Consider the following 25,252-nt stretch of genomic DNA (forward strand, 5'->3'; position numbering starts at 1 on the left):
TCGCAGGTTGCCCGCGAAGACGCCGGTGCCAGCGCTGTCAGGCTTGCTGGTCTGCCAGCTGGTCTGCCAGGCGTACGAATGCGGCCAGGTCCAGCTGCTCGGGGCGCAGGCTGCCATCCACGCCAGCGGCCTCGATGGCCTGGCTGTCGAGCAGGCCTTTGAGGGTATTGCGCAGCGTCTTGCGGCGCTGGTTGAAGGCTTCGCGCACGACGCGTTCCAGCAGCAGGTGGTCCTTGGCCGGGTGCGGCAGCACCTCATGCGGTACCAGGCGTACGATGGCCGAGTCCACCTTCGGCGGCGGGTTGAACGCACCTGGGCCTACGTTGAACAGGTGCTCGACCCGGCAGTGGTACTGCACCATGATCGACAGCCGGCCCCAGTCACCGCCGCCAGGCCCTGCGGCCATACGCTCGACCACTTCCTTCTGCAGCATGAAGTGCATGTCGCGAATCAGCCCGGCGTGGCTGAGCAGGTGGAAAATCAACGGCGTGGAGATGTTGTAGGGCAGGTTACCTACGACTTTGAGGCTGCGTGCCGGCACGCCCAGCTGGTTGAAATCGAACTTCAGGGCATCGCCCTGGTGCAGGCGGAAGTTGTCGCGCCCGGCAAACTTGTGCTGCAGGATCGGCACCAGGTCTTTGTCCAGCTCCACGACGTCCAGCTGCGCGCCGCTGCCCAGCAGGCCCTCGGTCAGGGCGCCCTGGCCCGGGCCGATCTCCAGCAGGTGTTCGCCGGCTTTGGCATTGATGGCGCGCAGGATGCGGTCGATGATGCCAGCGTCATGCAGGAAGTTCTGACCGAAGCGCTTACGCGCCCGGTGTTGATAATGCTCGTTCATGGTCGGTTCTCGGCCATCTGGTAGGCGGTTTCCAGGGCGACGCGCAGGCTGCCGGTGTCGACGTTGCCGGTACCGGCAAGGTCCAGGGCGGTGCCGTGATCGACCGACGTGCGGATGATCGGCAGGCCCAGGGTCACGTTGACTGCAGCGCCGAAACCTTTGTACTTGAGTACAGGCAGGCCTTGGTCGTGGTACATCGCCAGCACCGCGTCGCAGTGCTCCAGATATTTGGGGGTAAACAGGGTATCGGCCGGCAGCGGGCCGCGCAGGTCCATGCCTTCGGTGCGCAGGCGGGCCAGTGCCGGTTCGATGATGTCGATTTCTTCGCGGCCCAGGTGGCCGCCTTCGCCGGCATGCGGGTTGAGCCCGCAGACCAGGATGCGTGGGTTGGCGATGCCGAACTTGTCGCGCATGTCGGCATGCAGGATGCGGGTAACCCGCTCCAGGCGCTCAGGGGTGATAGCGTCCGCGATGTCGCGCAGTGGCAGGTGCGTGGTTACCAGCGCCACGCGCAGGCCATGGGTCGCCAGCATCATCACGACCTGGGCGGTGTGGGTCAGCTCTGCCAGGAATTCGGTATGGCCGGAAAAGGCGATGCCGCTTTCGTTGATCACACCCTTGTGCACAGGGGCCGTGATCATCCCTGCGAAATGCCCCTCAAGGCAGCCTTGCCCGGCCCGCGTCAGGGTCTGCAGGACAAAAGCCGCGTTGGCCTTGTCCAGCATGCCCGGCACCACGGGGGCGGCCAGGGGAGTATCCCAGACGTAGAGGCTACCTGCCGGCGCCGGCTGGTCAGGCCACTGGCCCGGCGCTACCGCAAGCAGGTTGACGGCCAGCCCCAGCTGCGTGGCCCGCTCGGCGAGCAGGTCACGGCTGGTGATGGCGATCAGGGGGTGAGGCTGGGGCTCGGCGGCGAGCAGCAGGCACAGGTCGGGGCCTATGCCAGCCGGTTCGCCGGGAGTGATGGCGAAGCGCAGGGGCTTCACTGTGCGGCCTGGTCAGCGCCAGGCAGCTTGATTTCAACGTAGGCTTCGTCGCGGATCTGGCGCAGCCAGGTCTGCAGCTCTTCGTCGTACTTGCGGTTACGCAGTACGTTCATTGCCTGCTGCTCGCGTGCCTGTTCGGTGCTGTCGGTGGCACGACGGCCCAGCACTTCCAGGACATGCCAGCCGTACTGGGTCTTGAACGGTTTGGTCACGACACCCTGCTGGGCGTTGGCCATCTGCTCGCGGAACTCCGGTACCAGGCTGTTCGGATCGACCCAGTTGAGGTCACCGCCGTTAAGCGCTGAACCCGGGTCTTCCGAGAAGCTTTTCGCCAGCTCGGCGAAGTCTTCGCCGTCCTTGATCCGTTCGTACAGGCGCTCAGCCAGCTGCTCGGTGGCGGCTTCGCTGCGGATTTCGCTTGGCTTGATCAGGATGTGGCGTACATGCACTTCGTCACGCAGCACGTTTTCGCTGCCGCCGCGCTTCTCTTCGAGCTTGATGATGATGAAGCCGCTAGGGATGCGCAGTGGCTGGGTGATGTCGCCCGTGGCCATGCTGCTGAGCAGCTTGGCAAATTCCGGCGGCAACTGGCCAGCTTTACGCCAGCCCATCTCGCCACCTTCAAGGGCGTTCTCGCTGGCCGAGTTGGCAATCGCCATCTGGCCAAAGTCAGCGCCCTGGCGCAGTTGCTGGTACACGTCACCGACCTTGCGCGCAGCCTTCTGGATGTCGTCCGAGTTGGCGCCTTCCGGGGTTGGGATGAGGATGTTGGCCAGACGGTAGTCTTCGGACATCTGCATCTTGCCCAGGTCCGAGGCGAGGAAGTTTTTCACTTCCTGCTCGGAAACCTGGATGCGCTCGGCCACACGGCGCTGGCGCACGCGGCTGATGATCATCTCGCGTTTGACCTGCTCGCGGGCGTCGTCGAACGACAGGCCGTCGCGGGCCAGCGCGGCGCGGAACTGGTCCAGCGACATGCCATTGCGCTGGGCAATGGTGCCGATGGCCTGGTTGAGTTCCTCGTCGGTGATGCGGATGCCCGAACGTTCACCGATCTGCAGCTGCAGGTTCTCGACGATCAGGCGTTCCAGTACCTGCTGCTCCAGCGCGCTGGTCGGCGGTACGCCGCCGCCGCGCTTGGCGATGGTTTGCTGAACCTCCTGGACGCGCTGGTCCAGTTGGCTTTGCATGACCACGTCGTTGTCGACGATGGCCACCACACGATCCAGGGGTTGCACCGCGGCATGCACCGCGCCACTCAGCAATACAGCGCCCAGCAACACTGGGCGCAGACGATCAATAAGCTTGGTCTTCACGTGTACGGTAACCTTGAATGCCTTCGTCGAGGAACGATTCGACCTTGTTGCCTACCACACCACCGAGACCTTTGAGCACGATCTGAAGGAAGATGCCGTGGTCGCCTTTCTCGTTCTGTGGGGTAGCCTGGCTGAAGTCGTCGTAGTCGATCCAGTAGCGGTTGATCAGACGCAGTTTCCAGCAGCAGTTGTCATACTCGAAACCGCCCATGGCTTCCAGGGTGCGGTTGCGGTTGTAATCGTGCTGCCAGCGGGCGATCACGCTCCATTGCGGCACGATCGGCCAGATGACCGAGAAGTCGTGCTGCTGGATCTTGTAGTAATCCTTGATGTAGTTCGCGCTGCCCGGCGTGCCATAGTCGCCGCCGCCCACTTTCCAGGTACCGGTGGTGGAATCGTAGGCGATGGTGTCGTTGCGGTAGCGATAGCCCAGGTTGACGACCTTGTTCGGGTTGTCTTCCGGCTGGTAATGGAACATCGCGGCACCCGAGCGTGGGCTGCTGGTTTCCGGGTCCCAGTTGTAGTTGGCGTTGAAGCGCCAGTCGCGGTTGAAGCGGTAGCCGTACAGCAGGGCGTAAGGCGACACATCTGCCTGCGAGTCGGTGCGGGTGCGATAGTCGATGCCTGGCAGCTGGACCTTGCGATCCTTGAAGTAGTAAGCCTGGCCAACGCTCAGGAACTGGCGCTCGAAGCCGTTTTCTTCGATCCACCGCGTGGTCAGCCCCAGCGACAGCTTGTTCTCGTCACCGATGCGGTCGGTGCCGCTGAAGCGGTTTTCACGGAACAGGGAGTCGTAACTGAACAGCGTTTCACCCGTGTCGAACAGCGGGATGTCCATCTGGTCTTTGTACGGGACGTAGAGATAGAACAGGCGCGGTTCGAGGGTTTGACGGTAGTTGGTGCCGAACAGCGAGGTGTCGCGGTCGAAGTACAGGCCGCTGTCTACGCTGAAAATCGGGATGTCGCGGCTCTGGCTGCTCGAGAAGTCACCGCGCAGGTCGCGTGTGGCTTGCGAGGCACTGGCCAGGTCAGATTTGCCTTCGCTGTCCAGGTCCAGATCGTAGTTGGTGTACATGTAGGTCAGCTTCGGCTTCACGTAGCCGTAGCTGGCCTCCATCGGCAGGCTGATGGCCGGCGCGATGTTCAGGCGGTTACCGTTGGCCCTTGCCAGGCCGAAGATGTTCTCGTCAAGACGCTGGCCGTTGGCACCGGCAGTAGTGTCCAGCTGGCCATCTTCGTTGAAGACGGGGCCGTTCTTCAGGTCGCGATCAAAGCGCACGGCTTCGGTCTTGTAGCTGAAGTCGAAGCCACCCGGGTGGTACGGCAGCATGCCGTTCAGGGTGATTTGAGGCAGCTTGTTATATGGGGTGATCTTCGAGATGGTGGCCATCTCGTAGGCCTGCAAGTTCAGGCGAGCCTGGTAGCTGTCGCCGCGATAGGTCAGTGCGCCTTGCTGGTTCAGCGCATCTTTGCTCTCGACGCCGATCTGGTCAGACTCCAGGTCCTGGAAGTAGAACGGGTCGCTGATGTCGGTGTAGTCCACCTCGGCCAACAGGCGCTCGTCCAGGCCACCTTTGTGCTGCCAGTTGACCATCCAGCGCTGATCTTCGTAATCAGTCTGCTCTTTGCGATCGTCGTTCTTGTCGTTCAGGTACGCGCCGCCGAGCTGGCCTTCGCTGGACTTGGTCAGGTAGCGGAATTCGCCTTCCATCAGCAAGCCACGCTTGGTCATGTAACGCGGGTACAACGTGGCGTCGTAGTTGGGCGCCAGGTTGAAGTAGTACGGCGTGACCAGCATGAAGCCGGTGTCGCTGGTGCTGCTGAACGACGGTGGCAGGAAGCCGGATTGGCGACGGTCGTCGATCGGGAAATAGATGTACGGTGTGTAGAACACCGGGAAATCCTTGACCCGCAGGGTGACGTTGGTCGCGGTACCGAAGCCGGTGGCCGGGTTCAGGGTGATGTTGTTGCCCTTGAGCTGCCAGGCGTTGCTGCCCGGTTCGCACGTGGTGTAGGTACCATCCTTGAGGCGGATGATGGCGTTCTCGCTACGCTTGGCGTACAGGGCGTTGCCGCGGATGTGCGACTTGTGCATCACGTATTCGGCGTTGTCGACCTGGGCTTCGCCCGTGTCGAGCTGGATCTGCGCCTCGTCGCCCACGACCAGCGAGCCGTTGTCGCGAATCCTGACGTTGCCCTTGAGCTCGCCACGGTTCTCGGCCTGGTACAGGTTGGCCTCATCGGCTTCGGCCTGCATGCTGCCTTGGCGCATGACCACGTCACCGGCGAGGGTAGCGATCTGCTGCTCCTGCTGGTACTTGGAGACCTTGGCGTTGATGTAGGTCGGCGATTCGTCCTTGGGCGTGGTGTCGGCCATGCCTGGGCGAGTCGGCTCGATGTACGCGCCACCGCAGTACGGGCCGGTTTCGGCCAGCTGGGCAGCGGTGAGCTTTTCGCGCGGGACCCAATCGAGATGGCTGTAATCCTCGCTGCGCGACTTCAGGCCACGGCCTTTGCTCTCGGTGACCAGCACCGGCTTGTCAGCACTTTCGGCCTCGGCCGATGGGGCCTCGGTGCCGGAAGTGAGCGCAGCGCCGTCATGCACTGGGCGCGGTGGCAAGTTGTTGACTGGGCTCTTGGGCTTGCAGTCCCAACCACCGGAGGCGGACACTTGGCAGTCGAACTGCTCGGCTGCTACCACGTACGAGGTGGCAAAAGGTTGCAGGGCCAGCAGACCGCCGGTGACCAGCAACGGAAACTTTCTACGAAACGCGGGGGATTTCAATGCCATCTTATTAGTCCGGGCTTCCTGCGTGCCATCTGCCCGCGTGTGGGGCCGCACGCCTCTCGATGGTCTGAAAAAGATGCTGGATAATAAAGCATGACCCGCTTGACGGCTAGGGCCGTCGGAGACCCTTGTAATGCCTGACCACGATGTACGCCTGCAACAACTGACTGTCTGGCTCGCCGAGCAGCTCAATGTTCTTTTCCGCAACAACGCCTGGGGCGAGGTGCCCGAAGGCAGCCTGACCGCCGCCAGCAGCGATGCGAGCTTTCGCCGTTACTTCCGCTGGCAGGGCGCAGGCCACAGTTTTGTGATCATGGATGCGCCGCCGCCACAGGAAAACTGCCGCCCGTTCGTTGCCATCGACCATCTGCTGGCCAGTGCGGGCGTGCATGTACCGGTGATTCATGCCCAAGATCTGGACCGTGGTTTCCTGTTGCTGGGGGATCTGGGCCATCAGACATACCTCGACATCATTAACCCGGATAACGCCGATGCATTGTTTGCCGACGCGATCGACGCCCTGCTGGCGTTCCAGCGCCTGCCGATGGAAGCGCCGTTGCCGAGCTATGACGACGCCTTGCTGCGCCGTGAGGTCGAGCTGTTCCCCGAGTGGTATGTCGGGCGTGAGCTCGGCCTGGCCTTCAACGAGGCGCAGCAGGCCAGTTGGCAGCGCATCAGCCAGTTGCTGATCGACAGTGCCCTTGCCCAACCCAAGGTGCTGGTGCACCGCGACTACATGCCGCGCAACCTGATGCAGAGCGAACCGAACCCGGGCGTGCTCGACTTCCAGGACGCGGTGTACGGTCCGGTCACCTATGATATTACCTGCCTGTTCAAGGACGCTTTCCTCAGTTGGCCACAAGCGCGAGTCGAAGGCTGGTTGCGCAACTACTGGGACAAAGCGCAAGCCGCCGGGATCCCGGTTCAGCCGTCGTTCGAAGATTTCCAGCGCGCCAGCGACCTGATGGGTGTGCAGCGCCATCTGAAGGTGATCGGCATCTTCGCGCGTATCTGCCACCGTGACGGCAAGCCGCGCTACCTGGCTGATGTGCCGCGTTTCTTCGCCTATATAGACGAAGTGGTCGGCCGTCGCCCTGAACTGGCCGAGCTCGGCCAGTTGATCGCCGAACTCAAGGCCGGAGCGCGTGGATGAAAGCGATGATTCTCGCCGCAGGCAAGGGCGAGCGCATGCGCCCGCTGACCCTGCACACGCCAAAGCCGTTGCTGCCCGTGGCCGGCCAGCCGTTGATCGAATACCACCTGCGTGCGCTGGCGACAGCCGGTTTTACCGACGTGGTGATCAACCACGCCTGGCTTGGCCAGCAGATCGAAGATCACCTCGGCGATGGCAGCCGCTTCGGCCTGAGCATTCGCTACTCCCCTGAGGGCGAGCCGCTGGAGACGGGGGGCGGCATATTCCAGGCATTGCCTTTGCTGGGCGACGCCCCGTTCCTGCTGGTCAATGGCGATGTCTGGACCGATTACCCGTTCGCGCGCTTGCGTGCACCGCTGCAGGGCCTGGCGCATCTGGTGCTGGTCGATAACCCTGGCCATCACGGGCGGGGCGACTTCCGCCTGCAAGGTGGGCAGGTGGTGGACGGTGACGAGACCCCTGGCACCCTGACCTTCAGCGGCCTTTCAGTGCTGCATCCAGCCTTGTTCGCAGGTTGCCAGGCGGGGGCCTTCAAACTGGCGCCACTTCTGCGCCAAGCCATGTCGGCAGGCAAGGTGACCGGCGAGCACTACCGTGGCGCCTGGGTCGATGTCGGTACCCAGGAGCGCCTGGCCGAGGCCGAGCGCCTTATACGCGAGCGTGCCTGAGATGTGGTGGCCAGGCACGGTAATCGGGCTAGGCGCGGGTTTCGCTGTCGCCAGCATCCCTGGCGCGCTGCTGGGGGCATTGCTTGGCCAAGCCATGGATCGGCGCCTGCGTGTGCAGGGCTGGGAAGACATGCGCGAACGGTTGGGAGGCCGGCCGGCCCTGCGTGACGAGGAGTTGTTGTTCGTCCTGCTTGGGCGGCTGGCCAAAAGCGATGGGCGAGTGGGTGAACAGCATATTCAGCAGGCGCGCCAGGAGATGGTCCGGCTGGGCCTGGCCGAGGCCGCCAGGATGCGCGCGATTGCCGCCTTCAACCGCGGCAAGGCGGGCAAGGACCGCTTGGCCCACCACCTGCGTCGCATTCGCTTGCAGCCACATGCGGCCGAGGGCACGTTGCGGGCGTGTTGGCGTATGGCCTGGGCTGACGGCAAGGCCGGGGATCATGAGCGGGAACTGCTGCTGGACTGGGGGCAGAAGCTGGGGCTCAGCCGGCGCCAGGTGCAGGCCATGTCGCTGGAATATGAGCCACGCAAAATGAGCACGGCCAGTAGCGTCATGACCTATGCGGCTGCGCTGCGCTTGCTGGGGATAGATGCCGATACGGAAGGCGACCGGGTCAAGCAGGCCTATCGCCGGCTGGTCAGCCGGCACCATCCGGACAAGCTGGCCGGGAGCGGTGCCAGTGAAGCGCAGCTCAGGGAGGCGACCGAACGCACTCGAGAGCTGCACCAGGCTTATGCGTTGATCCGTAAACGGCGGGGGCTCTAAGGCCCCTGTCACCGGCAAGCGGCGCTGTACCTGTGGCAGCCAGCCTGCTGGTGCAACGGCCGGAGCTGGCCCGTCACTTCATTCCTGCGGGCTCATCCACCCCCTGGCCCGGCGGAACAACTGTTCCTGTTCCGCGCTCTTGTTCCCCGGCATCGCAATCAGCGAAAGCTGCTTGTACTGGCTGTCTTTCTGGCGCTTGCTGGCCTGCAGGCGTTGCATGGCGGCATTGCGGTCGCCGGTGCGGGTTGCGTAGTAGATATCGGCAGTCGGCACTTTGAGGGTAGGTGTCAGGCTTTCCAGGTCGTGCTCGACCCTTGCCGGGGTCTGCGCGGCGATCATCACCAGCTTCTGTACCTGCGGTGGTTGCTTTTCGCCCAGGTAGCGGGCTGCCCAGTAGGCGCCGCTGCCATGGCCGATCAGCACGATGCTGCGTGAGTTCTGTTGCTGAGCGTACGCCACCGCAGCATCCAGGCGCGCGAAGATGCGTTCGGCATCAGCCTGATCGTTCTGTTCGCTGGCCTGTTCGGCATCGGTGCTTTCTGCCGTGTCGGCATCCGCCGCAGTAGCCTGGGCCACGTTGGCGTTGGCATCGACGGGGGTTTCCTTTGCCGGTGCGCTCTCGCCCTGGTCTGGCTGCGGTGCGGCAGCTGGCGTGGCCTGGACCCGTGCCTGTGGGCTATCGGCGAGCAGGTCGGGCAGGCTCATGCTGAGGCTGTTCCAGCCGGCGTCAGGGAACTTGCGTCGCAATGGGCCGACCGCATTGGGCCAGTCGGCGGTTTCTCCGGCGCCAGGGACGATGATCACCGTGCCTTGCGGGTCGCTGTCGTTGGCTGGTTTCCACAGGGCCAGGAAGCTGTCGGACCCGGCTTCCAGCGTTTGCTGCTCGGCTTTGGGCAACAGGCGTTCAAGGGCCTGCGCATCTTCCTGGCTACGCTCCAGCAGCGGTGGGCGTGGCGCAGGTGCGGCGGCAGCCTCTTCGGTTGCTGGTTTTTCGGCGTCGGCGGCCAGGGCACCAAGTGGTAGGAGCGAGGCAAGGCAGCACATTGCCAGCGTCGTGCGATAAAGTGTGAACATGAATCAACCCAAGGCCAGAATGATACCGGCAGCCTAATAGTATTTGCCCGCGACGGCCATGCTGCATGGCCGCCCTTGCCAAGACGAGCGTGTAGATGAAGCGATTGCGTCGCCTGTTGGTTATCGGCTGCTTGTGGCTACCCTTGATTGCCTTGGCAAGGCCTGAGGCAGCACCTGCGGTGGTACTCGAACCTGCCCAGCAGCAATGGCTGGACACCCATCGCAGCCTGCGGGTCGGCCTGGTGCTGCAGGCGCCCTATGCCCAATTCGACCGCCGTCTGCAGCAACTCTACGGGGCCAATGTCGAGCTGGTGAACTGGCTGGCGCAGGCGCTCAAGCTGGACCTCACCTGGCGTAACTTCACTGACCAGGCCAGCCTCGAACACGCCCTGCAGGCGGGTGAAATCGACTTTGCCCCGGGCCTTACACAAACACCGGCCAGCTTGCGTCTGTGGTTGTTCAGCGACCCCTATATGCGTGTGCCGCAACTTGTGGTGGGGCCGCGGACCGGTGCGTTGGCCGTCGAGCTGGAAAAGCTTGAAGCCAACGAGCGTGTGGCGGTACGCATGCCCAGCGTGCTGGCCGATTACCTGCGGGGCAATTACGCCAATCTCAACCTGCAAGGTGTGCCCAACGAGCGCCAGGCCTTGCAACTGGTGGTAGGGGGCCAGGCCAGCTACGCGGTGCTGGATGAAGCCCAGCTCAGCCGGTTGTCCCGTGAAAGCGAGTTCGGTGACCTGGCAGTGCTCGGCGATATCGGCCTGCCGCAATTATTGCGCGTGGGTTCGCGGCGTGACTGGCCGTTGCTGGCCGATGTGCTTGAACGGGGCCTGCAGGCCATGCCCGCCAAAGAGCTGGAGCAACTGCATCAGCGTTGGTTGCAGCCCAAATACCCGCGTCTGAGCGAGTCCACCGGTTTCTGGCAAAACCTTGCTTTGCTGTTCGGCATGTTGCTGCTGTGTGCCGGGGCCACCCTGGTGTGGCAGCGCCGCCAGCAGCGCCAGCTCGAGCGTAGCCTGCTGGCGGCGCGGGAGCACCTGGCTGAGCGGCAGGTGCGCGAGGAGGCACTGCGCCTGAGCCAGTTCGCCATCGACCAGAGTACGGTGGGCATCCTCTGGGTCAACTGGGACAGCCACGTGCGTTACGCCAACCACGCGGTGGGGCGCATGCTGGGTTATGCCGAGGCGGCGTTGCTGGAGCGTCCGCTGAGCGACTTCGAGCCGAACCTGAGCATGGACCGCTGGCTGCAGTTGTGGCGGGCCGCGCGAGCCGGGGAGGCCGGGGCTCGGCAGTTCGAAACCCAATGCCTGTGCGCCGACGGCAGTCTGTTGCCTGTTGAGTTGTCGTTGAGCTTCCTGCGCTTTCGCGATGCCGAGTACCTGGTGGTGTACCTTGCCGATGTCACCGAACGCCACCGCGCCCTGGCGGCGCTGCGTGAAAGCGAGGCGCGGCTCAAGGGTATTGCTGGCAATGTGCCGGGGCTGGTGTTCCGTTTGGAGCCCGCACCAGCGGAGGGGGACCCGGAGTTCCCCTACATCAGCGAGGGCAGTGAGGCGTTGGTGGGTTATACGCCCGCGCAGATCCAGCACCCGCAGATGGGCTTGCGCAATCTGGTCCACCCGCAAGATCGTGCTGACTACCACCAGGTGCAGGACTTGGCCATTGCCAGCGATCAGGACTGGTCCTGGCAAGGGCGAATCCTCACCCGTGAAGGTGAGCAGCGGTGGGCCGACATCAAGGCCAGTACCCGCCGCCTGGCCAACGGCCGGGTGGTCTGGGACGGTATTGTCTGGGACATTACCCAGAGCAAGCGCGCGGAGCTGGCGCTTGCGAGGTCCCAGGAGCAACTGCGTGAACTGTCGGCACACCTGGAGAGCGTGCGCGAGGAAGAAAAGGCCCGTATCGCCCGCGAAGTGCACGATGAACTGGGGCAGATGCTGACCGTGCTCAAGCTTGAAGTGTCGATGTGCGAATTGGCTTTTGCCGAGCTTGACCCTGCGCTGAACGAGCGCCTGGCCAGCATGAAGCGCCTGATCGCTCAGCTGTTCCAGCTGGTGCGCGATGTGGCAACGGCGTTGCGCCCGCCGATCCTGGACGCCGGTATCGCCTCGGCCATCGAATGGCAGGCACGGCGCTTCGAAGCGCGCACGCAGATCCCCTGCCTGGTGCAGGTACCGGATAATCTGCCAGCATTGAGCGATGCAAAAGCTATCGGCTTGTTCCGTATCCTGCAGGAGGCTCTGACCAACGTCATGCGCCATGCAAAAGCGCACAGTGTCGAGGTAGAGCTGGTGCGCGAGGGCGAAAAACTGCGTATGACGGTCAGTGATGACGGTAGCGGGTTCTGCCTGGACCAGCCACGGCCGACCTCTTTCGGCCTGGTGGGGGTGCGTGAGCGGGTACTGATGCTCGGTGGCAGCATGGTGTTGAATAGCGAGCCAGGTGAAGGCACCAGCCTGAGCGTGACCATAGCGTTGGATTAGGAGAACGATCGTGATTCGAGTGCTGGTGGCCGAAGACCACACCATTGTCCGCGAAGGTATCAAGCAGTTGATCGGCCTGGCCAAGGACATGCAGGTGGTGGGGGAGGCCGGTAATGGTGAACAGCTGCTGGAAACCCTGCGCCACACCGCCTGCGAAGTGGTGTTGCTGGATATCTCGATGCCCGGTGTCAGTGGGTTGGAGGCGATTGCGCGGATCCGCGCGCTGCACAACCCGCCGGCGATCCTGATGCTGTCGATGCACGACGAAGCGCAGATGGCCGCGCGCGCGCTCAAGGCCGGCGCTGCCGGCTATGCCACCAAGGACAGTGACCCTGCCTTGCTGCTGACCGCAATCCGGCGGGTGGCCGGCGGCGGGCGCTACATCGATCCGGCGTTGGCCGACCGCATGGTCTTCGAGGTTGGCCTGACCGAAACTCGGCCGCTGCACACTCTGCTGTCGGAGCGCGAGTTCTCGGTGTTCGAACGCTTGGCTCAAGGTGCCAACGTCAACGATATCGCTCAGCAGCTGGCGCTCTCCAGCAAGACCATCAGCACCCACAAGGCGAGGCTGATGCAGAAACTCAAGGTCAACTCGCTGGCTGAACTGGTGAAGTACGCCATGGAGCACAAGCTGGTATGACCGTTCTGTTTGCGACATAGGTTATCTGCCAGGCACCGCTTTCCCGCTGGCTGGCTGAGACTTGCATTCCAATCCCGCCATCGGTGTAGGGCAATCCCTACACAAACTCTTCCAACCGGATGATGGCATTCTCTCAGCGCCCCCGATTTCCGGGCGCTTGCGTCTTCTTTAGTCTTTGCCTACGCAGTCATTCCAACAAGAAGGTGCAGGCATGAGCGAGGCGAATTCGAACGCGACCACCGGTGAGACGCTGGTCAGTTTCCGTGGTGTGCAGAAGAGCTACGACGGCGAATCGCTGATCGTCAAAGACCTCAACCTGGACATTCGCAAGGGTGAATTCCTCACCTTGCTCGGCCCTTCCGGCTCGGGCAAGACCACCAGCCTGATGATGCTGGCGGGTTTCGAGACCCCGACCGCCGGTGAAATCCAGTTGGCCGGGCGCTCCATCAATAACGTGCCGCCGCACAAACGTGACATTGGCATGGTGTTCCAGAACTACGCACTGTTCCCCCACATGACCGTGGCGGAAAACCTCGCTTTTCCGCTGAGCGTGCGCAACCTGAGCAAGACCGACATCAGTGAGCGGGTCAAGCGGGTACTGAACATGGTGCAGCTCGATGCCTTCGCCAAACGCTACCCTGGCCAGCTTTCCGGTGGCCAGCAGCAGCGCGTGGCCTTGGCCAGGGCGTTGGTGTTCGAGCCGCAGCTGGTGCTGATGGACGAGCCGCTCGGCGCGCTGGACAAGCAGCTGCGTGAACACATGCAGATGGAGATCAAGCATATCCACCAGCGCCTGGGTGTAACCGTGGTCTACGTAACCCACGACCAGGGCGAGGCGTTGACCATGTCCGACCGTGTGGCCGTGTTCCATGAGGGCGAGATCCAGCAGATCGCCGACCCGCGCACTCTTTATGAGGAGCCGCGCAACACCTTCGTCGCCAACTTCATCGGCGAGAACAACCGCATCAACGGCACGCTGCTGGCCAGTGACGGTCATCGTTGCCAGGTGCAGCTGGCCCGCGGCGAGCGGGTCGAGGCGCTGGCGGTGAACGTCGGCCAGGCTGGGGAGCCGGTGACCCTGTCGGTACGCCCGGAGCGCGTGCGCCTCAATGGCCACAGCCAAAGCTGCGTCAATCGCTTCTCCGGCCGCGTGGCCGAGTTCATCTACCTGGGCGACCATGTACGGGTACGTCTGGAAGTCTGTGGCAAGGCTGACTTTTTCGTGAAACAGCCGATTGCCGAGCTCGACCCGGCCTTGGCCGTGGGCGATGTGGTACCGCTGGGCTGGGAGGTGGAGCACGCGCGCGCGCTCGATCCGATTGCCGAAGCCCACTGATGGATTGCTTCACCAACCCTGTACTGTGGAGAGAATAATAATGCGCAAGCAGCTGAAACTGACCGCCCTGGCCCTTGGCCTGTTCGCCGCCGGCCAGGCCATGGCGGCAGACCTGACCGTAGTGTCCTTCGGCGGCGCCAACAAGGCGGCCCAGGTCAAGGCGTTCTACGAGCCATGGGAGAAGGCCGGCAAGGGCAAGATCGTCGCTGGCGAGTACAACGGTGAAATGGCCAAGATCAAAGCCATGGTCGACACCAACAGCGTGTCCTGGAACCTGGTGGAGGTGGAGTCGCCAGAACTGGCCCGTGGTTGCGATGAAGGCATGTTCGAGGAGCTCGACCCGGCTCTGTTCGGCAACGAAAGCGATTATGTGAAGGGCGCCATCCAGCCGTGCGGCGTGGGCTTCTTCGTTTGGTCCACGGTGCTGGCCTACAACGCTGACAAGCTCAAGACAGCCCCGACCAGCTGGGCCGATTTCTGGGACACGAAGAAATTCCCGGGCAAGCGCGGCCTGCGCAAGGGCGCGAAGTACACGCTCGAGTTCGCCCTGATGGCCGACGGCGTTGCGCCCAAGGATGTGTACCAGGTGCTGGCCACCAAGGGCGGCGTGGACCGCGCCTTCAAGAAACTCGACGAACTTAAGCCGAGCATCCAGTGGTGGGAAGCGGGCGCCCAGCCGCCGCAGTACCTGGCCTCGGGTGATGTGGTCATGAGCTCGGCCTACAACGGGCGCATTGCTGCGGTGCAGAAAGAGAGCAACCTCAAGGTGGTGTGGAACGGTGGCATCTACGACTTCGACGCTTGGGCCATCCCGAAAGGGGCCAAGAATGTCGAGGAAGCGAAGCAATTCATCGCTTATACCGTTCAGCCCGAGCAGCAGAAGACCTACTCCGAGAACATCGCCTACGGCCCGGCCAACTCCAAAGCCGTGCCGCTGCTGGCGGACGCGGTGAAGAAGGACATGCCGACCACGCCTGAAAACATCGCCAACCAGGTGCAGATCGATGTGGCCTTCTGGGCCGACAACAGCGAGCAACTGGAGCAACGCTTCAACGCCTGGGCGGCGAAGAAGTAAGGCGCCTCGAAGGAGCGCCGGCCCGTTGGCTGGCGCTCCCTGTTCCCCTGTTTTTGCGGAGTTCGCCATGGCCATTGCAGTGCCCCTCAACGAAGGCGCAGGTCCAAGTCTCAAGCAGCGCCTCAAGCACGCCGAGCGGGTCAACCGCTGGAAGGCGCAGGCGCTCATCGCGCCGCTGGCGCTGTTTCTCCTGCTGGTGTTCCTGGTGCCCATCGCGGCGCTGCTGTTCAAGAGCGTCGACAACCCGGAAGTGGTCGGCGGCCTGCCGCGCACGGTCCAGGCTGTGTCGCAGTGGGACGGCAAGAGCCTGCCCGGCGAGGAGGTTTACAAGGCCCTGAGCCAGGACCTGGCCGAATCGCGCAAGAACCAGACCTTGGGCGACCTGTCCAAACGCCTGAACATGGAGCTGGCCGGCTACCGCAGCCTGCTCTCCAAGACCGCTAGGGCGCTGCCGTTCAAGGCCGAACCTGCCTCTTACAAAGAGGCCTTGCAGGCCCTCGATGAACGTTGGGGCGACCCGGCTTACTGGCAGGCGATCCGCCGCAACACCAGCAGCGTGACTTCTTATTACCTGCTGGCATCGGTCGACCACCGTATCGATGACCTCGGCGAGTTGGCCAAGGCCACCCCCGACCAGTCCATCTACCTGGACATCTTTGCCCGCACCCTGTGGATGGGTGTGGTGATCACGGCCATCTGCCTGGTGCTGGCGTATCCGCTGGCTTACCTGCTGGCCAACCTGCCGACCCGCCAGGGCAACCTGTTGATGATATTGGTGTTGCTGCCGTTCTGGACGTCGATTCTGGTGCGGGTGGCAGCGTGGATCGTACTGCTGCAGTCAGGCGGCCTGATCAACAGTGCATTGATGGCCATGGGCATCATCGATCAGCCGCTGGAGCTGGTGTTCAACCGCACCGGCGTGTACATCTCGATGGTCCACATCCTCTTGCCGTTCATGATCCTGCCGCTATACAGCGTGATGAAGGGCATTTCGCCGAGCTACATGCGTGCAGCGATCTCCTTGGGTTGCCACCCGTTCGCCAGCTTCTGGCGGGTGTACTTCCCGCAGACCTACGCGGGCGTGGGCGCCGGTTGCCTGCTGGTGTTCATCCTGGCCATCGGTTACTACATCACCCCGGCGCTGCTCGGCAGCCCGAACGACCAGATGGTCAGCTACTTCGTGGCCTTCTATACCAACACCAGCATCAACTGGGGCATGGCTACCGCGCTGGGCGGGCTGTTGCTGCTGGCGACCGTGCTGCTGTACCTGATCTATAGCTGGCTGGTCGGTGCCAGCCGCCTGCGCCTGAGCTGAGGAGCCTAGTGATGCTTAGCCCATACATGTCGCCCGTGGAACGGGTGTGGTTCTACAGCCTGCGTATCCTTTGTGGCCTGATATTGCTGTTTCTGGTGTTGCCGGTACTGGTGATCGTGCCGCTGTCGTTCAACAGTGGCAGCTTCCTGGTGTACCCACTGCAAGGCTTTTCCCTGCAGTGGTATCACGATTTCTTCGCCTCGGCCGAGTGGATGCGCGCCCTGAGGAACAGCGTCATCGTCGCCCCGGCGGCCACGCTGCTGGCCATGGTGTTCGGTACGCTGGCAGCGATCGGGCTTACCCGCGCCGATTTTCCGGGCAAGTCGCTGGTCATGGCGCTGGTGATTTCGCCGATGGTGGTGCCGGTGGTGATCATTGGTGTAGCCAGCTACCTGTTCTTTGCCCCGTTGGGGATGGGTAACAGCTTCATTTCGCTGATCCTGGTGCACGCGGTGCTGGGTGTGCCGTTCGTCATCATTACCGTGTCGGCGACCTTGCAAGGCTTCAATTACAACCTGGTGCGTGCGGCTGCCAGCCTGGGGGCCTCACCGGTGGTTGCGTTTCGCAGGGTCACCTTGCCGCTGATCGCCCCCGGAGTGATCTCTGGGGCGCTGTTCGCCTTCGCGACCTCGTTCGATGAGGTGGTGGTGACGCTGTTCCTCGCCGGGCCAGAACAGGCCACCCTGCCGCGGCAGATGTTCAGCGGCATTCGCGAGAACTTGAGCCCGACGATTGCAGCGGCGGCGACCTTGCTGATCGGTTTTTCGGTGGTGCTGCTGCTGACCCTGGAGTGGTTGCGCGGGCGCAGTGAGAAGCTGAGGACTCAGCAGCCTGCGTGATTGATCGGCCTTTTCGCAGGACTGCCTGCGAAAAGGCCGATGCTGGCGTCGCAGTGACCCCTTCACACGGATTGATGCCAATCAGCCCCTATCCAGTTCGCTGAGTTACAATGCGCGCCACCTAGATTCTGCCAACAGGTGCGCCATGCAGCCCTACGCTATTGCCCCCTCCATTCTCTCCGCCGATTTCGCCCGTCTGGGCGAGGATGTCGACAAGGTGCTGGCCGCGGGTGCCGACATCGTCCACTTCGACGTGATGGACAACCACTACGTACCCAACCTGACCATTGGCCCGATGGTCTGCACCGCCTTGCGCAAGTACGGTGTGACCGCGCCGATCGATGTGCATCTGATGGTCAGCCCTGTAGACCGCATCATCGGTGACTTCATCGAAGCCGGTGCCAGCTACATCACCTTCCACCCGGAAGCCTCGCAGCACATCGACCGCTCGCTGCAGCTGATCCGTGACGGTGGCTGCAAGGCCGGCCTGGTGTTCAACCCGGCCACCAGCCTGGACGCGCTGAAGTACGTGATGGACAAGGTCGACATGGTGCTGCTGATGAGCGTCAACCCAGGCTTTGGCGGGCAGAAATTCATCCCCGGCACCTTGGACAAGCTGCGCGAAGCCCGTGCGCTGATCGACGCCAGTGGCCGTGATATTCGCCTGGAAATCGACGGTGGGGTGAACGTCAACAACATCCGCGAAATCGCTGCCGCTGGCGCAGATACCTTCGTCGCCGGCTCGGCGATCTTCAACGCGCCGGATTATCAGGAAGTGATCGCCAAGATGCGCGCCGAACTGGCTCAGGCCCGCCCATGAGCGGCTTCGAGCAGCTGTTCCCCGGGACGCTGCCCAGGCTGGTGATGTTCGATCTGGACGGTACCCTGATCGATTCAGTCCCCGACCTGGCCGCAGCCGTTGACCGTATGCTGCTCGAACTTGGCCGTCCGGCCGCCGGCCTTGACGCCGTGCGGCACTGGGTCGGCAACGGCGCACCGGTGCTGGTGCGCCGCGCACTTGCCGGCGGCCTTGACCACGCGGCTGTAGACGATGAACTGGCCGAGCGCGGCCTTGCACTGTTCATGGAGGCGTACGCCGAAAGCCATGATCTGACGGTTGTCTACCCTGGTGTGCACGACACCTTGCGCTGGCTGCGCAAGCAGGGCGTGGAGATGGCGCTGATCACCAACAAGCCTGAACGCTTCGTCGCACCGTTGCTCGACCAGATGAAGATCGGCCGTTATTTCCGCTGGATCATCGGCGGCGATACCCTGCCACAGAAGAAGCCCGACCCTGCTGCGTTGCTGTTCGTCATGAAAATGGCCGGCGTCGAGCCCGGCCAGGCGCTGTTTGTGGGGGACTCGCGCAGTGATGTGCTGGCGGCCAAGGCTGCCGGCGTGCAGTGCGTTGGGCTGAGCTATGGCTATAACCACGGCCGGCCGATCGATGAGGAAGCGCCCAGCCTGGTCATAGGCGACCTGCGCCTGCTGCTGCCTGGTTGCGTAGTCACCGACACTGGGATAACGTTGGCGGACCTTCAAGCCTCACAAGACAGAGAGCCCACCGTGGTGGTTACCGGCAAATTGTGGATGAAAGTCATCAAGGCCCTGGCCCGTTGGCGTTGGCGCGCCTGACTTCTGCCCGCCGGCCTTTGCCGGCCCGTCCGTTTGCCCGACTCTCATTGTTGCTCCGAGGCTACTCATGACCCGCGAAGAATTCCTGTGCCTGGCCGCTGCCGGCTACAACCGCATTCCATTGGCCTGTGAAACCCTGGCCGACTTCGATACCCCGCTTTCTATCTACCTGAAGCTGGCAGACCAGGCCAACTCGTACCTGCTCGAGTCGGTGCAGGGCGGTGAGAAGTGGGGCCGTTATTCGATGATCGGCCTGCCGTCGCGTACGGTGATGCGTGTGCATGGCTATCACGTGAGCATTCTGCACGATGGCGTGCAGGTCGAAAGCCATGATGTCGAAGACCCGCTGGCATTCGTCGAAACTTTCAAGGACCGCTACAAGGTCGCTGACATTGCCGGCCTGCCGCGTTTCAACGGTGGCCTGGTCGGTTACTTTGGCTATGACTGCGTTCGCTACGTGGAAAAGCGTCTGGGCGCCTGCCCCAATCCTGACCCGCTGGGTGTGCCGGATATCCTGCTGATGGTTTCGGATGCCGTGGTGGTGTTCGACAACCTGGCCGGCAAGATGCATGCGATCGTACTGGTCGACCCGTCCGAAGAGCAGGCTTTCGAGCAAGGCCAGGCGCGCCTGCAAGGCCTGCTGGCCAAGCTGCGCGAACCTATCACGCCGCGACGCGGCCTGGACCTGAGCGGCCCCATGGCGGCAGAGCCGGCGTTCCGCTCCTCCTTCACCCAAGAGGATTACGAGCGCGCTGTGGACACCGTGAAGGAGTACATCCTGGCCGGTGACTGCATGCAAGTGGTGCCGTCCCAGCGCATGTCGATCGACTTCAAGGCAGCGCCCATAGACTTGTACCGTGCGCTGCGCTGCTTCAACCCGACGCCATACATGTACTTCTTCAACTTCGGGGACTTCCACGTTGTTGGCAGTTCGCCGGAAGTGCTGGTGCGGGTGGAAGACAATCTGGTCACCGTGCGCCCGATTGCCGGTACCCGTCCAAGGGGGGCCAACGAGGAGGCCGACCGAGCGCTGGAAGATGACCTGCTTTCGGACGACAAGGAGATCGCCGAGCACCTGATGCTCATCGACCTGGGCCGCAACGATGTGGGCCGTGTGTCCTCCACCGGTAGCGTGCGCTTGACCGAAAAGATGGTGATCGAGCGCTACTCCAATGTCATGCACATCGTTTCCAACGTTACCGGGCAACTGGCCGAAGGCTTGACCGCGATGGATGCACTGCGGGCGATTCTGCCGGCGGGTACCTTGTCGGGTGCACCGAAGATCCGCGCGATGGAGATCATCGACGAACTGGAGCCGGTCAAGCGTGGCGTCTACGGCGGTGCGGTGGGCTACTTTGCCTGGAATGGCAACATGGATACCGCGATTGCCATTCGCACGGCCGTGATCAAGGACGGCGAACTGCATGTGCAGGCAGGTGGCGGCATTGTCGCCGACTCGGTGCCGGCGCTGGAGTGGGAAGAAACCATCAACAAGCGCCGGGCGATGTTCCGTGCGGTGGCGTTGGCTGAGCAACGTCCTGCCGAGTAATTCTCAGGCGTGGGGCCGCATGGCGGCCCCATCCGGTTAAAAGTCGACGCTGACGCCCAAGCTTATTCCTTGCTGGGTCAACTCGTCGCTCTTGCGCCAGTTGTAGTTCCCGCGCAGGTGCACCCCCGCCACCAGCTCATGGCTGACCCCAAGGCTGGCACGAGTCAGGTCGCTCTGCGGTGTGTACCCGGTCAGCGTGAAGTCATTGGCTCGCAGTGTCGTCAGGTGCATCGTCACATCCTGCTGGTCATCCTCGAACTCATGTTCTTGCGCCACCTCGGCAAACAGCCTGGTGCTGGCCAGTACTTGCACGCTGCCCAGCAACCCTACGCCCAGGCGACGCGAAGTGCGTTCCTGGTCATCGAAGCCCAGGGCCGTCGAACGTCCGCTCTTCTCGTCATAACCATCCACCTTCACTCGCGCGTAGTCGGCGCTGATGAACGGCGCCAGCTGCCAGTCACTGCTATCGGCTGCCAGGTTGTATCCCAGTCGACCGGTCACAGCCCAGGCTTCGCCGTCGGTATCACCTTTCTCGCTTCGGTCATTCACGCCTAGGGCGAAGGTGCGTTTGAGGTCGTGATAGTCCAGGTGCCCTGCGCTCAGCATTGCGTCGGCCCACCAGCGGTCCTCACGAAACTGGGCGAAGGCACTGGCCAGGTAGCTGTCGAGCTTGTAGTCCGAGTCTTGTTCGCCTGCCTCCAGTTTCTGGCGATAGACCCCGCCGGCAAGCCCTAAGCGCCAAGCGTCGTTCAGCCGGTAGCTGCCACCCAGGGTGAGGTTGTAGCCGCGCCCGTCAGCGTTGGCAGAACTGCGCTCGCCGTCGAAGTCCAGATCTTGCGCGCCAGTGGCAACAAAGGCCTGCCATTGGCCAGCCGCCTGCCAGGGCGCCTGCCATTGATTACGTAGTTCGTCCTGATGCGCGCGCAGGCTGGCGTGGGCCATTTCCGGCAGCAGCGTCAGCTCCCAGGGTGCGGAAAGGATCGAGTAGCCGTAGTCGGCAATCAGTTGCTGGCCGGCGATGGTTGGGTGTACCGAGTCGTTGAACAGCAGCTTGGTGGGGTCGGGCGTGGTGCCATTGATGCCGTACAGCGGGTTTTCCACGCAACTGTTGCCGCTGTAGCAGGTGCCGACCAGATTCTGCCCGCTGGCCAGGCCGAATTGCGTCGGGCTGGCCAGTGCTTCGTTCAGCAGTACGGGAATGTTCAGTGGAATGATTTCGGCATCGATCTGGCCCAGTTGGCGGACCAGTGACTGGTTGAACACGCTGGACAGTTGCGACAGGGCGTTTTGCTGCGGCGTGCCGCTGAAATTCGGCGTTTGGCCGAGGTCGGGTAGCAGCCAGACCATGATGTAGCGGGCACCGCCTTGTTGCAGGGCCTGGGCGCTGGCGGCCAGGCGCGATCCTGCGACGGCGGCATCGGCAGGGCTGCTCACCAGGCCTTGCAGAAAGTCGTTGCCGCCACCGGTCAGGTAGTAGAGGGCATTGGGGTCTGCGCGCAAGCCATTGGCCAGATACCCGGGCTTGTCGCGTAGTACCAGGCCGGCAAAAGGTTGGCCTGGCGGAATGACTGTCTCGGAAGTGGTGGTGATCGAATCCAGGATCTGCTGCGTGGTGTAGCCGCCAACGGCCCAGTTGTTGCCGTCGGGGCGTATGCCGAGGGACGTGGACGGATTGAGATCTTCCGCGCTCACACCCAGGCGTGCGCCGAGGATCATCGGCGAGACAGGTGCAAAGTTGCCATTCTCATCACGGTTGGTAAAACGCATACCGGCAGTACCGCCGGTCAGGTCAGGAAATTGCCCGGCATCGCTGAGGCTGTCGCCGAAGACGATCATTGTCGAGTAAGGCGAGGGGGCTGCGAAAGCCTGGCTGCAGGCGAGCGCCAACGTAGCCAAGGTGAAACGTAGCAAAGGTGCTTTTCGCATCTGGGAACATCCTTTTCATTGTTTTTATGAGGACAACCCGATCGACCTTAGCAAATCGCGGGGCATGCCTTCCAAGTCCATTCGTTTCCCGTATTTACGGGCATATTGCGCCCGCCGCGCCGGTAGGCTACTGTGCCTGCAAGTATGAGCGAGACCTATCCCGTGTTGATCGTCAGCAAACTCTTGATGCGCGTTATCAAGGCCCACGCCCGTTGGCGTTGGCGCGCCTGACTTTATCTCTTGCCGGCCTGTCCGGCCCGCCCCCGTTTGCCTTCCTGTCCGTTTCCGAGCGCCCCTAGTGGCAACGCCGTGTCTGTTTTTGGTGTAGGAAGGTTCGACTTTTAAAGTCAGTAGATTCTAGAGGTTTAGCCCGATGTTACTGATGATCGACAATTACGACTCATTCACTTACAACGTCGTTCAATACCTTGGCGAGTTGGGTGCCGAGGTCAAAGTCATTCGCAACGACGAAATCACCGTTGCCGAGATAGAAGCCCTCAACCCTGAGCGCATCGTCGTCTCCCCTGGCCCTTGCACGCCGAGCGAAGCCGGTGTGTCCATCGAGGCCATTATGCATTTCGCCGGCAAGCTGCCGATCCTTGGGGTCTGCCTGGGCCACCAATCAATCGGCCAGGCGTTTGGCGGCGATGTAGTGCGTGCCCGCCAGGTCATGCACGGCAAGACCAGCCCGGTATATCACCGCGACCTGGGCGTGTTCGCCGGGCTCAACAACCCGCTCACCGTAACCCGCTACCATTCCCTGGTGGTCAAGCGCCAGACCCTGCCAGAGTGCCTGGAAGTGACTGCCTGGACTGCACATGACGATGGTTCGGTCGACGAGATCATGGGCCTGCGCCACAAGACACTGAACATTGAAGGGGTGCAGTTCCACCCCGAGTCCATCCTGACCGAGCAGGGCCACGAGCTGTTCGCCAACTTCCTCAAGCAGACCGGCGGCCGCCGCTAAGGACCGAGCATGGATATCAAAAGCGCGTTGAGCCGTATTGTCGGCCACCTGGACCTTTCCACCGAAGAAATGCGCGATGTGATGCGCCAGATCATGACCGGCCAATGCAGTGAGGCGCAGATCGGCGCCTTCCTGATGGGCATGCGCATGAAGAGCGAGAGCATCGACGAGATCGTTGGCGCGGTTTCGGTCATGCGTGAGCTGGCTGACAAGGTCGAGCTGAAAAGCCTTGATGGCGTAGTCGACATCGTCGGTACGGGCGGTGATGGCGCCAACATCTTCAACGTTTCCACCGCCTCCTCGTTCGTCCTGGCGGCGGCAGGCTGCACCGTGGCCAAACATGGCAATCGCGCAGTTTCCGGTAAGAGCGGCAGCGCTGACCTGCTGGAAGCTGCCGGCATCTACCTGAACCTGACACCTACCCAAGTGGGGCGCTGCATTGACAGCCTCGGTATCGGCTTCATGTTCGCCCAGAGCCATCACTCGGCCATGAAACATGCCGCAGGCCCGCGCCGCGACCTGGGCCTGCGTACCCTGTTCAACATGCTCGGCCCGCTTACGAATCCGGCTGGGGTGAAACACCAGGTGGTTGGTGTATTTAGCCAGGCCTTGTGCCGCCCGCTGGCGCAAGTGCTGCAACGCCTGGGTAGCAAGCATGTGCTGGTCGTGCATTCCAAGGATGGCCTGGATGAGTTCAGCCTGGCCGCGCCTACCTTTGTCGCCGAACTGAAGAACGACCAGATCAGCGAATACTGGGTCGAGCCTGAAGACCTTGGCATCAAGAGCCAGAGCCTGCATGGCCTGGCAGTCGAGAACCCACAGGCGTCGTTGGAGTTGATCCGTGATGCACTGGGCCGGCGCAAGACCGAGAATGGCCAGAAGGCTGCCGAGATGATAGTGCTCAATGCGGGCGCTGCGTTGTACGCCGCTGACCACGCCATGAGCCTGAAGGCTGGTGTGGATCTGGCCCACGATGTGCTGCACACCGGGCTGGCCTGGGAAAAGCTGCAGGAGCTGGGTGCCTTTACAGCGGTATTCAAGGTGGAGAACGAAGCATGAGTGTCCCGACGGTGCTGGAAAGGATCATTGCCCGCAAGTTCCAGGAAGTGGCAGAGCGCAGCGCGCGCGTCAGCCTCGCCGAAATGGAGCGCCTGGCCAAGGCGGCGGATGGCCCGCGCGGGTTTGCCAATGCCCTGATCGAGCAAGCCAAGCGCAAGCAGCCAGCGGTGATTGCCGAAATCAAGAAGGCCTCGCCGAGCAAGGGCGTGATCCGCGAAAACTTCGTGCCGTCGGAAATTGCCGTCAGTTACGAAAAGGGCGGGGCGACTTGCCTGTCGGTGTTGACCGATGTGGACTATTTCCAGGGTGCCGATGAGTACCTGCAGCAGGCGCGCGCCGCTGTTTCGCTGCCGGTGATCCGCAAAGATTTCATGGTCGACCCTTATCAGATCATCGAAGCACGCGCCTTGGGCGCAGACTGCGTGCTGCTGATCGTGTCGGCGCTCGATGACGTCAAGATGGCCGAGTTGGCCGCTACCGCCAAGGACGTCGGTCTCGACGTGCTGGTCGAAGTACATGACGGTGACGAGCTGGAGCGTGCGTTGAAAACGCTTGATACCCCGCTGGTGGGGGTCAACAACCGTAACCTGCATACTTTCGAAGTCAGCCTGGAGACCACTCTTGACCTGCTGCCACGCATCCCCCGGGATCGCCTGGCCATCACCGAGAGTGGCATTCTCAACCGTGCCGATGTCGAGTTGATGGAAATCAATGACGTTTACTCGTTCCTGGTGGGTGAGGCGTTCATGCGGGCCGAGCAGCCGGGGTTGGAACTGCAGCGGTTGTTCTTCCCTGAACAGGTGAAGAAGACTGTGCAGCAACTGGACTAAGCAACGTTG

At 62.6% G+C, this 25,252-nt stretch carries 21 protein-coding genes; 15 read left to right on the plus strand and 6 right to left on the minus strand.

The window, feature by feature from the left end:
* Positions 1-37: 37 nt before the first annotated feature.
* The 4 genes from rsmA to IWW33_RS13400 are packed head-to-tail and all read right to left on the minus strand — an operon-like array spanning position 38 to position 5,931.
* Positions 38-838, minus strand: a complete 801-nt coding sequence (rsmA, locus tag IWW33_RS13385) for a 16S rRNA (adenine(1518)-N(6)/adenine(1519)-N(6))-dimethyltransferase RsmA (RefSeq protein ID WP_046787573.1) — start codon at positions 836-838, stop codon at positions 38-40.
* Positions 835-1,824: a 4-hydroxythreonine-4-phosphate dehydrogenase PdxA gene (gene pdxA / locus IWW33_RS13390; protein ID WP_115273033.1), complete on the minus strand. Its 990-nt coding sequence runs from the start codon at positions 1,822-1,824 to the stop codon at positions 835-837. Before pdxA ends, rsmA begins: the two co-directional genes overlap by 4 nt.
* Positions 1,821-3,140, minus strand: coding sequence for a peptidylprolyl isomerase SurA (gene surA, locus IWW33_RS13395; RefSeq protein ID WP_046787602.1), 1,320 nt, complete (start codon positions 3,138-3,140; stop codon positions 1,821-1,823). Before surA ends, pdxA begins: the two co-directional genes overlap by 4 nt.
* Positions 3,121-5,931, minus strand: a complete 2,811-nt coding sequence (locus IWW33_RS13400; protein WP_119687865.1) for an LPS-assembly protein LptD — start codon at positions 5,929-5,931, stop codon at positions 3,121-3,123. Before IWW33_RS13400 ends, surA begins: the two co-directional genes overlap by 20 nt.
* Before the next feature lie 130 nt (positions 5,932-6,061).
* On the opposite strand from IWW33_RS13400, the gene IWW33_RS13405 reads away from it, so the two are divergent.
* Genes IWW33_RS13405 through IWW33_RS13415 form a run of 3 tightly spaced genes read left to right on the plus strand, consistent with a single transcriptional unit; the run spans position 6,062 to position 8,515 of the window.
* Positions 6,062-7,081, plus strand: a complete 1,020-nt coding sequence (locus tag IWW33_RS13405) for a phosphotransferase (RefSeq protein ID WP_115273031.1) — start codon at positions 6,062-6,064, stop codon at positions 7,079-7,081.
* Positions 7,078-7,749 carry an N-acetylmuramate alpha-1-phosphate uridylyltransferase MurU gene (gene murU / locus IWW33_RS13410; RefSeq protein WP_115273030.1) on the plus strand — a complete coding sequence of 224 codons (672 nt, stop codon included), beginning with the start codon at positions 7,078-7,080 and terminating at the stop codon, positions 7,747-7,749. The genes IWW33_RS13405 and murU overlap by 4 nt, the downstream gene beginning before the upstream one ends.
* A gap of 1 nt (position 7,750) precedes the next feature.
* Entirely contained in the window at positions 7,751-8,515 is a 765-nt protein-coding gene (locus IWW33_RS13415) for a TerB family tellurite resistance protein (protein WP_046787603.1), read from the plus strand.
* A 78-nt stretch (positions 8,516-8,593) separates the two neighbouring features.
* Here the strand turns inward: IWW33_RS13415 and IWW33_RS13420 are convergent, their stop codons facing one another.
* On the minus strand, positions 8,594-9,589 hold the full coding sequence (locus IWW33_RS13420) for an alpha/beta hydrolase family protein (RefSeq protein WP_174142586.1): 996 nt from the start codon (positions 9,587-9,589) through the stop codon (positions 8,594-8,596).
* A 95-nt stretch (positions 9,590-9,684) separates the two neighbouring features.
* Between IWW33_RS13420 and IWW33_RS13425 the strand changes: the two genes are divergently transcribed.
* The 9 genes from IWW33_RS13425 (at position 9,685) to trpE (ending at position 20,461) form a co-directional block, all read left to right on the plus strand.
* Complete coding sequence (locus IWW33_RS13425; RefSeq protein ID WP_174142585.1) at positions 9,685-12,072, plus strand: sensor histidine kinase; 2,388 nt, start codon at positions 9,685-9,687, stop codon at positions 12,070-12,072.
* A gap of 7 nt (positions 12,073-12,079) precedes the next feature.
* Positions 12,080-12,712, plus strand: a complete 633-nt coding sequence (locus tag IWW33_RS13430; protein ID WP_174142587.1) for a response regulator transcription factor — start codon at positions 12,080-12,082, stop codon at positions 12,710-12,712.
* Between the two features lie 211 nt (positions 12,713-12,923).
* Positions 12,924-14,048, plus strand: coding sequence for an ABC transporter ATP-binding protein (locus IWW33_RS13435; protein ID WP_039601666.1), 1,125 nt, complete (start codon positions 12,924-12,926; stop codon positions 14,046-14,048).
* A gap of 40 nt (positions 14,049-14,088) precedes the next feature.
* Positions 14,089-15,123, plus strand: a complete 1,035-nt coding sequence (locus IWW33_RS13440; RefSeq protein ID WP_115273027.1) for an ABC transporter substrate-binding protein — start codon at positions 14,089-14,091, stop codon at positions 15,121-15,123.
* 67 nt (positions 15,124-15,190) lie between these two features.
* The gene (locus IWW33_RS13445; RefSeq protein ID WP_046787582.1) at positions 15,191-16,438 is read left to right on the plus strand and encodes an ABC transporter permease; all 1,248 of its coding nucleotides are present in this window, start codon (positions 15,191-15,193) and stop codon (positions 16,436-16,438) included.
* An 11-nt stretch (positions 16,439-16,449) separates the two neighbouring features.
* Complete coding sequence (locus tag IWW33_RS13450) at positions 16,450-17,277, plus strand: ABC transporter permease (RefSeq protein WP_012316549.1); 828 nt, start codon at positions 16,450-16,452, stop codon at positions 17,275-17,277.
* A 145-nt stretch (positions 17,278-17,422) separates the two neighbouring features.
* Complete coding sequence (rpe, locus tag IWW33_RS13455; RefSeq protein WP_012316548.1) at positions 17,423-18,097, plus strand: ribulose-phosphate 3-epimerase; 675 nt, start codon at positions 17,423-17,425, stop codon at positions 18,095-18,097.
* Positions 18,094-18,912: a phosphoglycolate phosphatase gene (locus tag IWW33_RS13460; protein WP_174142584.1), complete on the plus strand. Its 819-nt coding sequence runs from the start codon at positions 18,094-18,096 to the stop codon at positions 18,910-18,912. Before rpe ends, IWW33_RS13460 begins: the two co-directional genes overlap by 4 nt.
* 67 nt (positions 18,913-18,979) lie before the next feature.
* Positions 18,980-20,461, plus strand: a complete 1,482-nt coding sequence (trpE, locus tag IWW33_RS13465) for an anthranilate synthase component I (RefSeq protein ID WP_174142583.1) — start codon at positions 18,980-18,982, stop codon at positions 20,459-20,461.
* Between the two features lie 36 nt (positions 20,462-20,497).
* Here the strand turns inward: trpE and estP are convergent, their stop codons facing one another.
* Positions 20,498-22,387, minus strand: coding sequence for an esterase EstP (gene estP / locus IWW33_RS13470; protein ID WP_174142582.1), 1,890 nt, complete (start codon positions 22,385-22,387; stop codon positions 20,498-20,500).
* Positions 22,388-22,760: 373 nt separating this feature from the next.
* On the opposite strand from estP, the gene IWW33_RS13475 reads away from it, so the two are divergent.
* The 3 genes from IWW33_RS13475 to trpC are packed head-to-tail and all read left to right on the plus strand — an operon-like array spanning position 22,761 to position 25,243.
* Complete coding sequence (locus IWW33_RS13475) at positions 22,761-23,354, plus strand: aminodeoxychorismate/anthranilate synthase component II (protein WP_046787586.1); 594 nt, start codon at positions 22,761-22,763, stop codon at positions 23,352-23,354.
* Between the two features lie 9 nt (positions 23,355-23,363).
* A complete protein-coding gene (gene trpD / locus IWW33_RS13480) occupies positions 23,364-24,413 on the plus strand; it encodes an anthranilate phosphoribosyltransferase (RefSeq protein ID WP_115273023.1) in 1,050 nt (349 codons plus the stop codon).
* Positions 24,410-25,243: an indole-3-glycerol phosphate synthase TrpC gene (gene trpC, locus IWW33_RS13485; RefSeq protein ID WP_115273022.1), complete on the plus strand. Its 834-nt coding sequence runs from the start codon at positions 24,410-24,412 to the stop codon at positions 25,241-25,243. The genes trpD and trpC overlap by 4 nt, the downstream gene beginning before the upstream one ends.
* The last annotated feature ends 9 nt before the right edge of the window (positions 25,244-25,252 follow it).

Origin of the sequence: Pseudomonas sp. M2, assembly GCF_015751845.1 — a bacterium.
Lineage (GTDB): Bacteria > Pseudomonadota > Gammaproteobacteria > Pseudomonadales > Pseudomonadaceae > Aquipseudomonas > Aquipseudomonas putida_E.

Coding starts and splice junctions, on each gene's coding strand:
- rsmA (WP_046787573.1), bottom strand. CDS start 838: ATGAACGAGCATTATCAACACCGGGCGCGTAAGCGCTTCGGTCAGAAC.
- IWW33_RS13400 (WP_119687865.1), bottom strand. CDS start 5,931: ATGGCATTGAAATCCCCCGCGTTTCGTAGAAAGTTTCCGTTGCTGGTC.
- IWW33_RS13405 (WP_115273031.1), top strand. CDS start 6,062: ATGCCTGACCACGATGTACGCCTGCAACAACTGACTGTCTGGCTCGCC.
- murU (WP_115273030.1), top strand. CDS start 7,078: ATGAAAGCGATGATTCTCGCCGCAGGCAAGGGCGAGCGCATGCGCCCG.
- IWW33_RS13415 (WP_046787603.1), top strand. CDS start 7,751: ATGTGGTGGCCAGGCACGGTAATCGGGCTAGGCGCGGGTTTCGCTGTC.
- IWW33_RS13420 (WP_174142586.1), bottom strand. CDS start 9,589: ATGTTCACACTTTATCGCACGACGCTGGCAATGTGCTGCCTTGCCTCG.
- IWW33_RS13425 (WP_174142585.1), top strand. CDS start 9,685: ATGAAGCGATTGCGTCGCCTGTTGGTTATCGGCTGCTTGTGGCTACCC.
- IWW33_RS13435 (WP_039601666.1), top strand. CDS start 12,924: ATGAGCGAGGCGAATTCGAACGCGACCACCGGTGAGACGCTGGTCAGT.
- IWW33_RS13440 (WP_115273027.1), top strand. CDS start 14,089: ATGCGCAAGCAGCTGAAACTGACCGCCCTGGCCCTTGGCCTGTTCGCC.
- IWW33_RS13445 (WP_046787582.1), top strand. CDS start 15,191: ATGGCCATTGCAGTGCCCCTCAACGAAGGCGCAGGTCCAAGTCTCAAG.
- IWW33_RS13450 (WP_012316549.1), top strand. CDS start 16,450: ATGCTTAGCCCATACATGTCGCCCGTGGAACGGGTGTGGTTCTACAGC.
- rpe (WP_012316548.1), top strand. CDS start 17,423: ATGCAGCCCTACGCTATTGCCCCCTCCATTCTCTCCGCCGATTTCGCC.
- IWW33_RS13460 (WP_174142584.1), top strand. CDS start 18,094: ATGAGCGGCTTCGAGCAGCTGTTCCCCGGGACGCTGCCCAGGCTGGTG.
- trpE (WP_174142583.1), top strand. CDS start 18,980: ATGACCCGCGAAGAATTCCTGTGCCTGGCCGCTGCCGGCTACAACCGC.
- estP (WP_174142582.1), bottom strand. CDS start 22,387: ATGCGAAAAGCACCTTTGCTACGTTTCACCTTGGCTACGTTGGCGCTC.
- IWW33_RS13475 (WP_046787586.1), top strand. CDS start 22,761: ATGTTACTGATGATCGACAATTACGACTCATTCACTTACAACGTCGTT.
- trpD (WP_115273023.1), top strand. CDS start 23,364: ATGGATATCAAAAGCGCGTTGAGCCGTATTGTCGGCCACCTGGACCTT.
- trpC (WP_115273022.1), top strand. CDS start 24,410: ATGAGTGTCCCGACGGTGCTGGAAAGGATCATTGCCCGCAAGTTCCAG.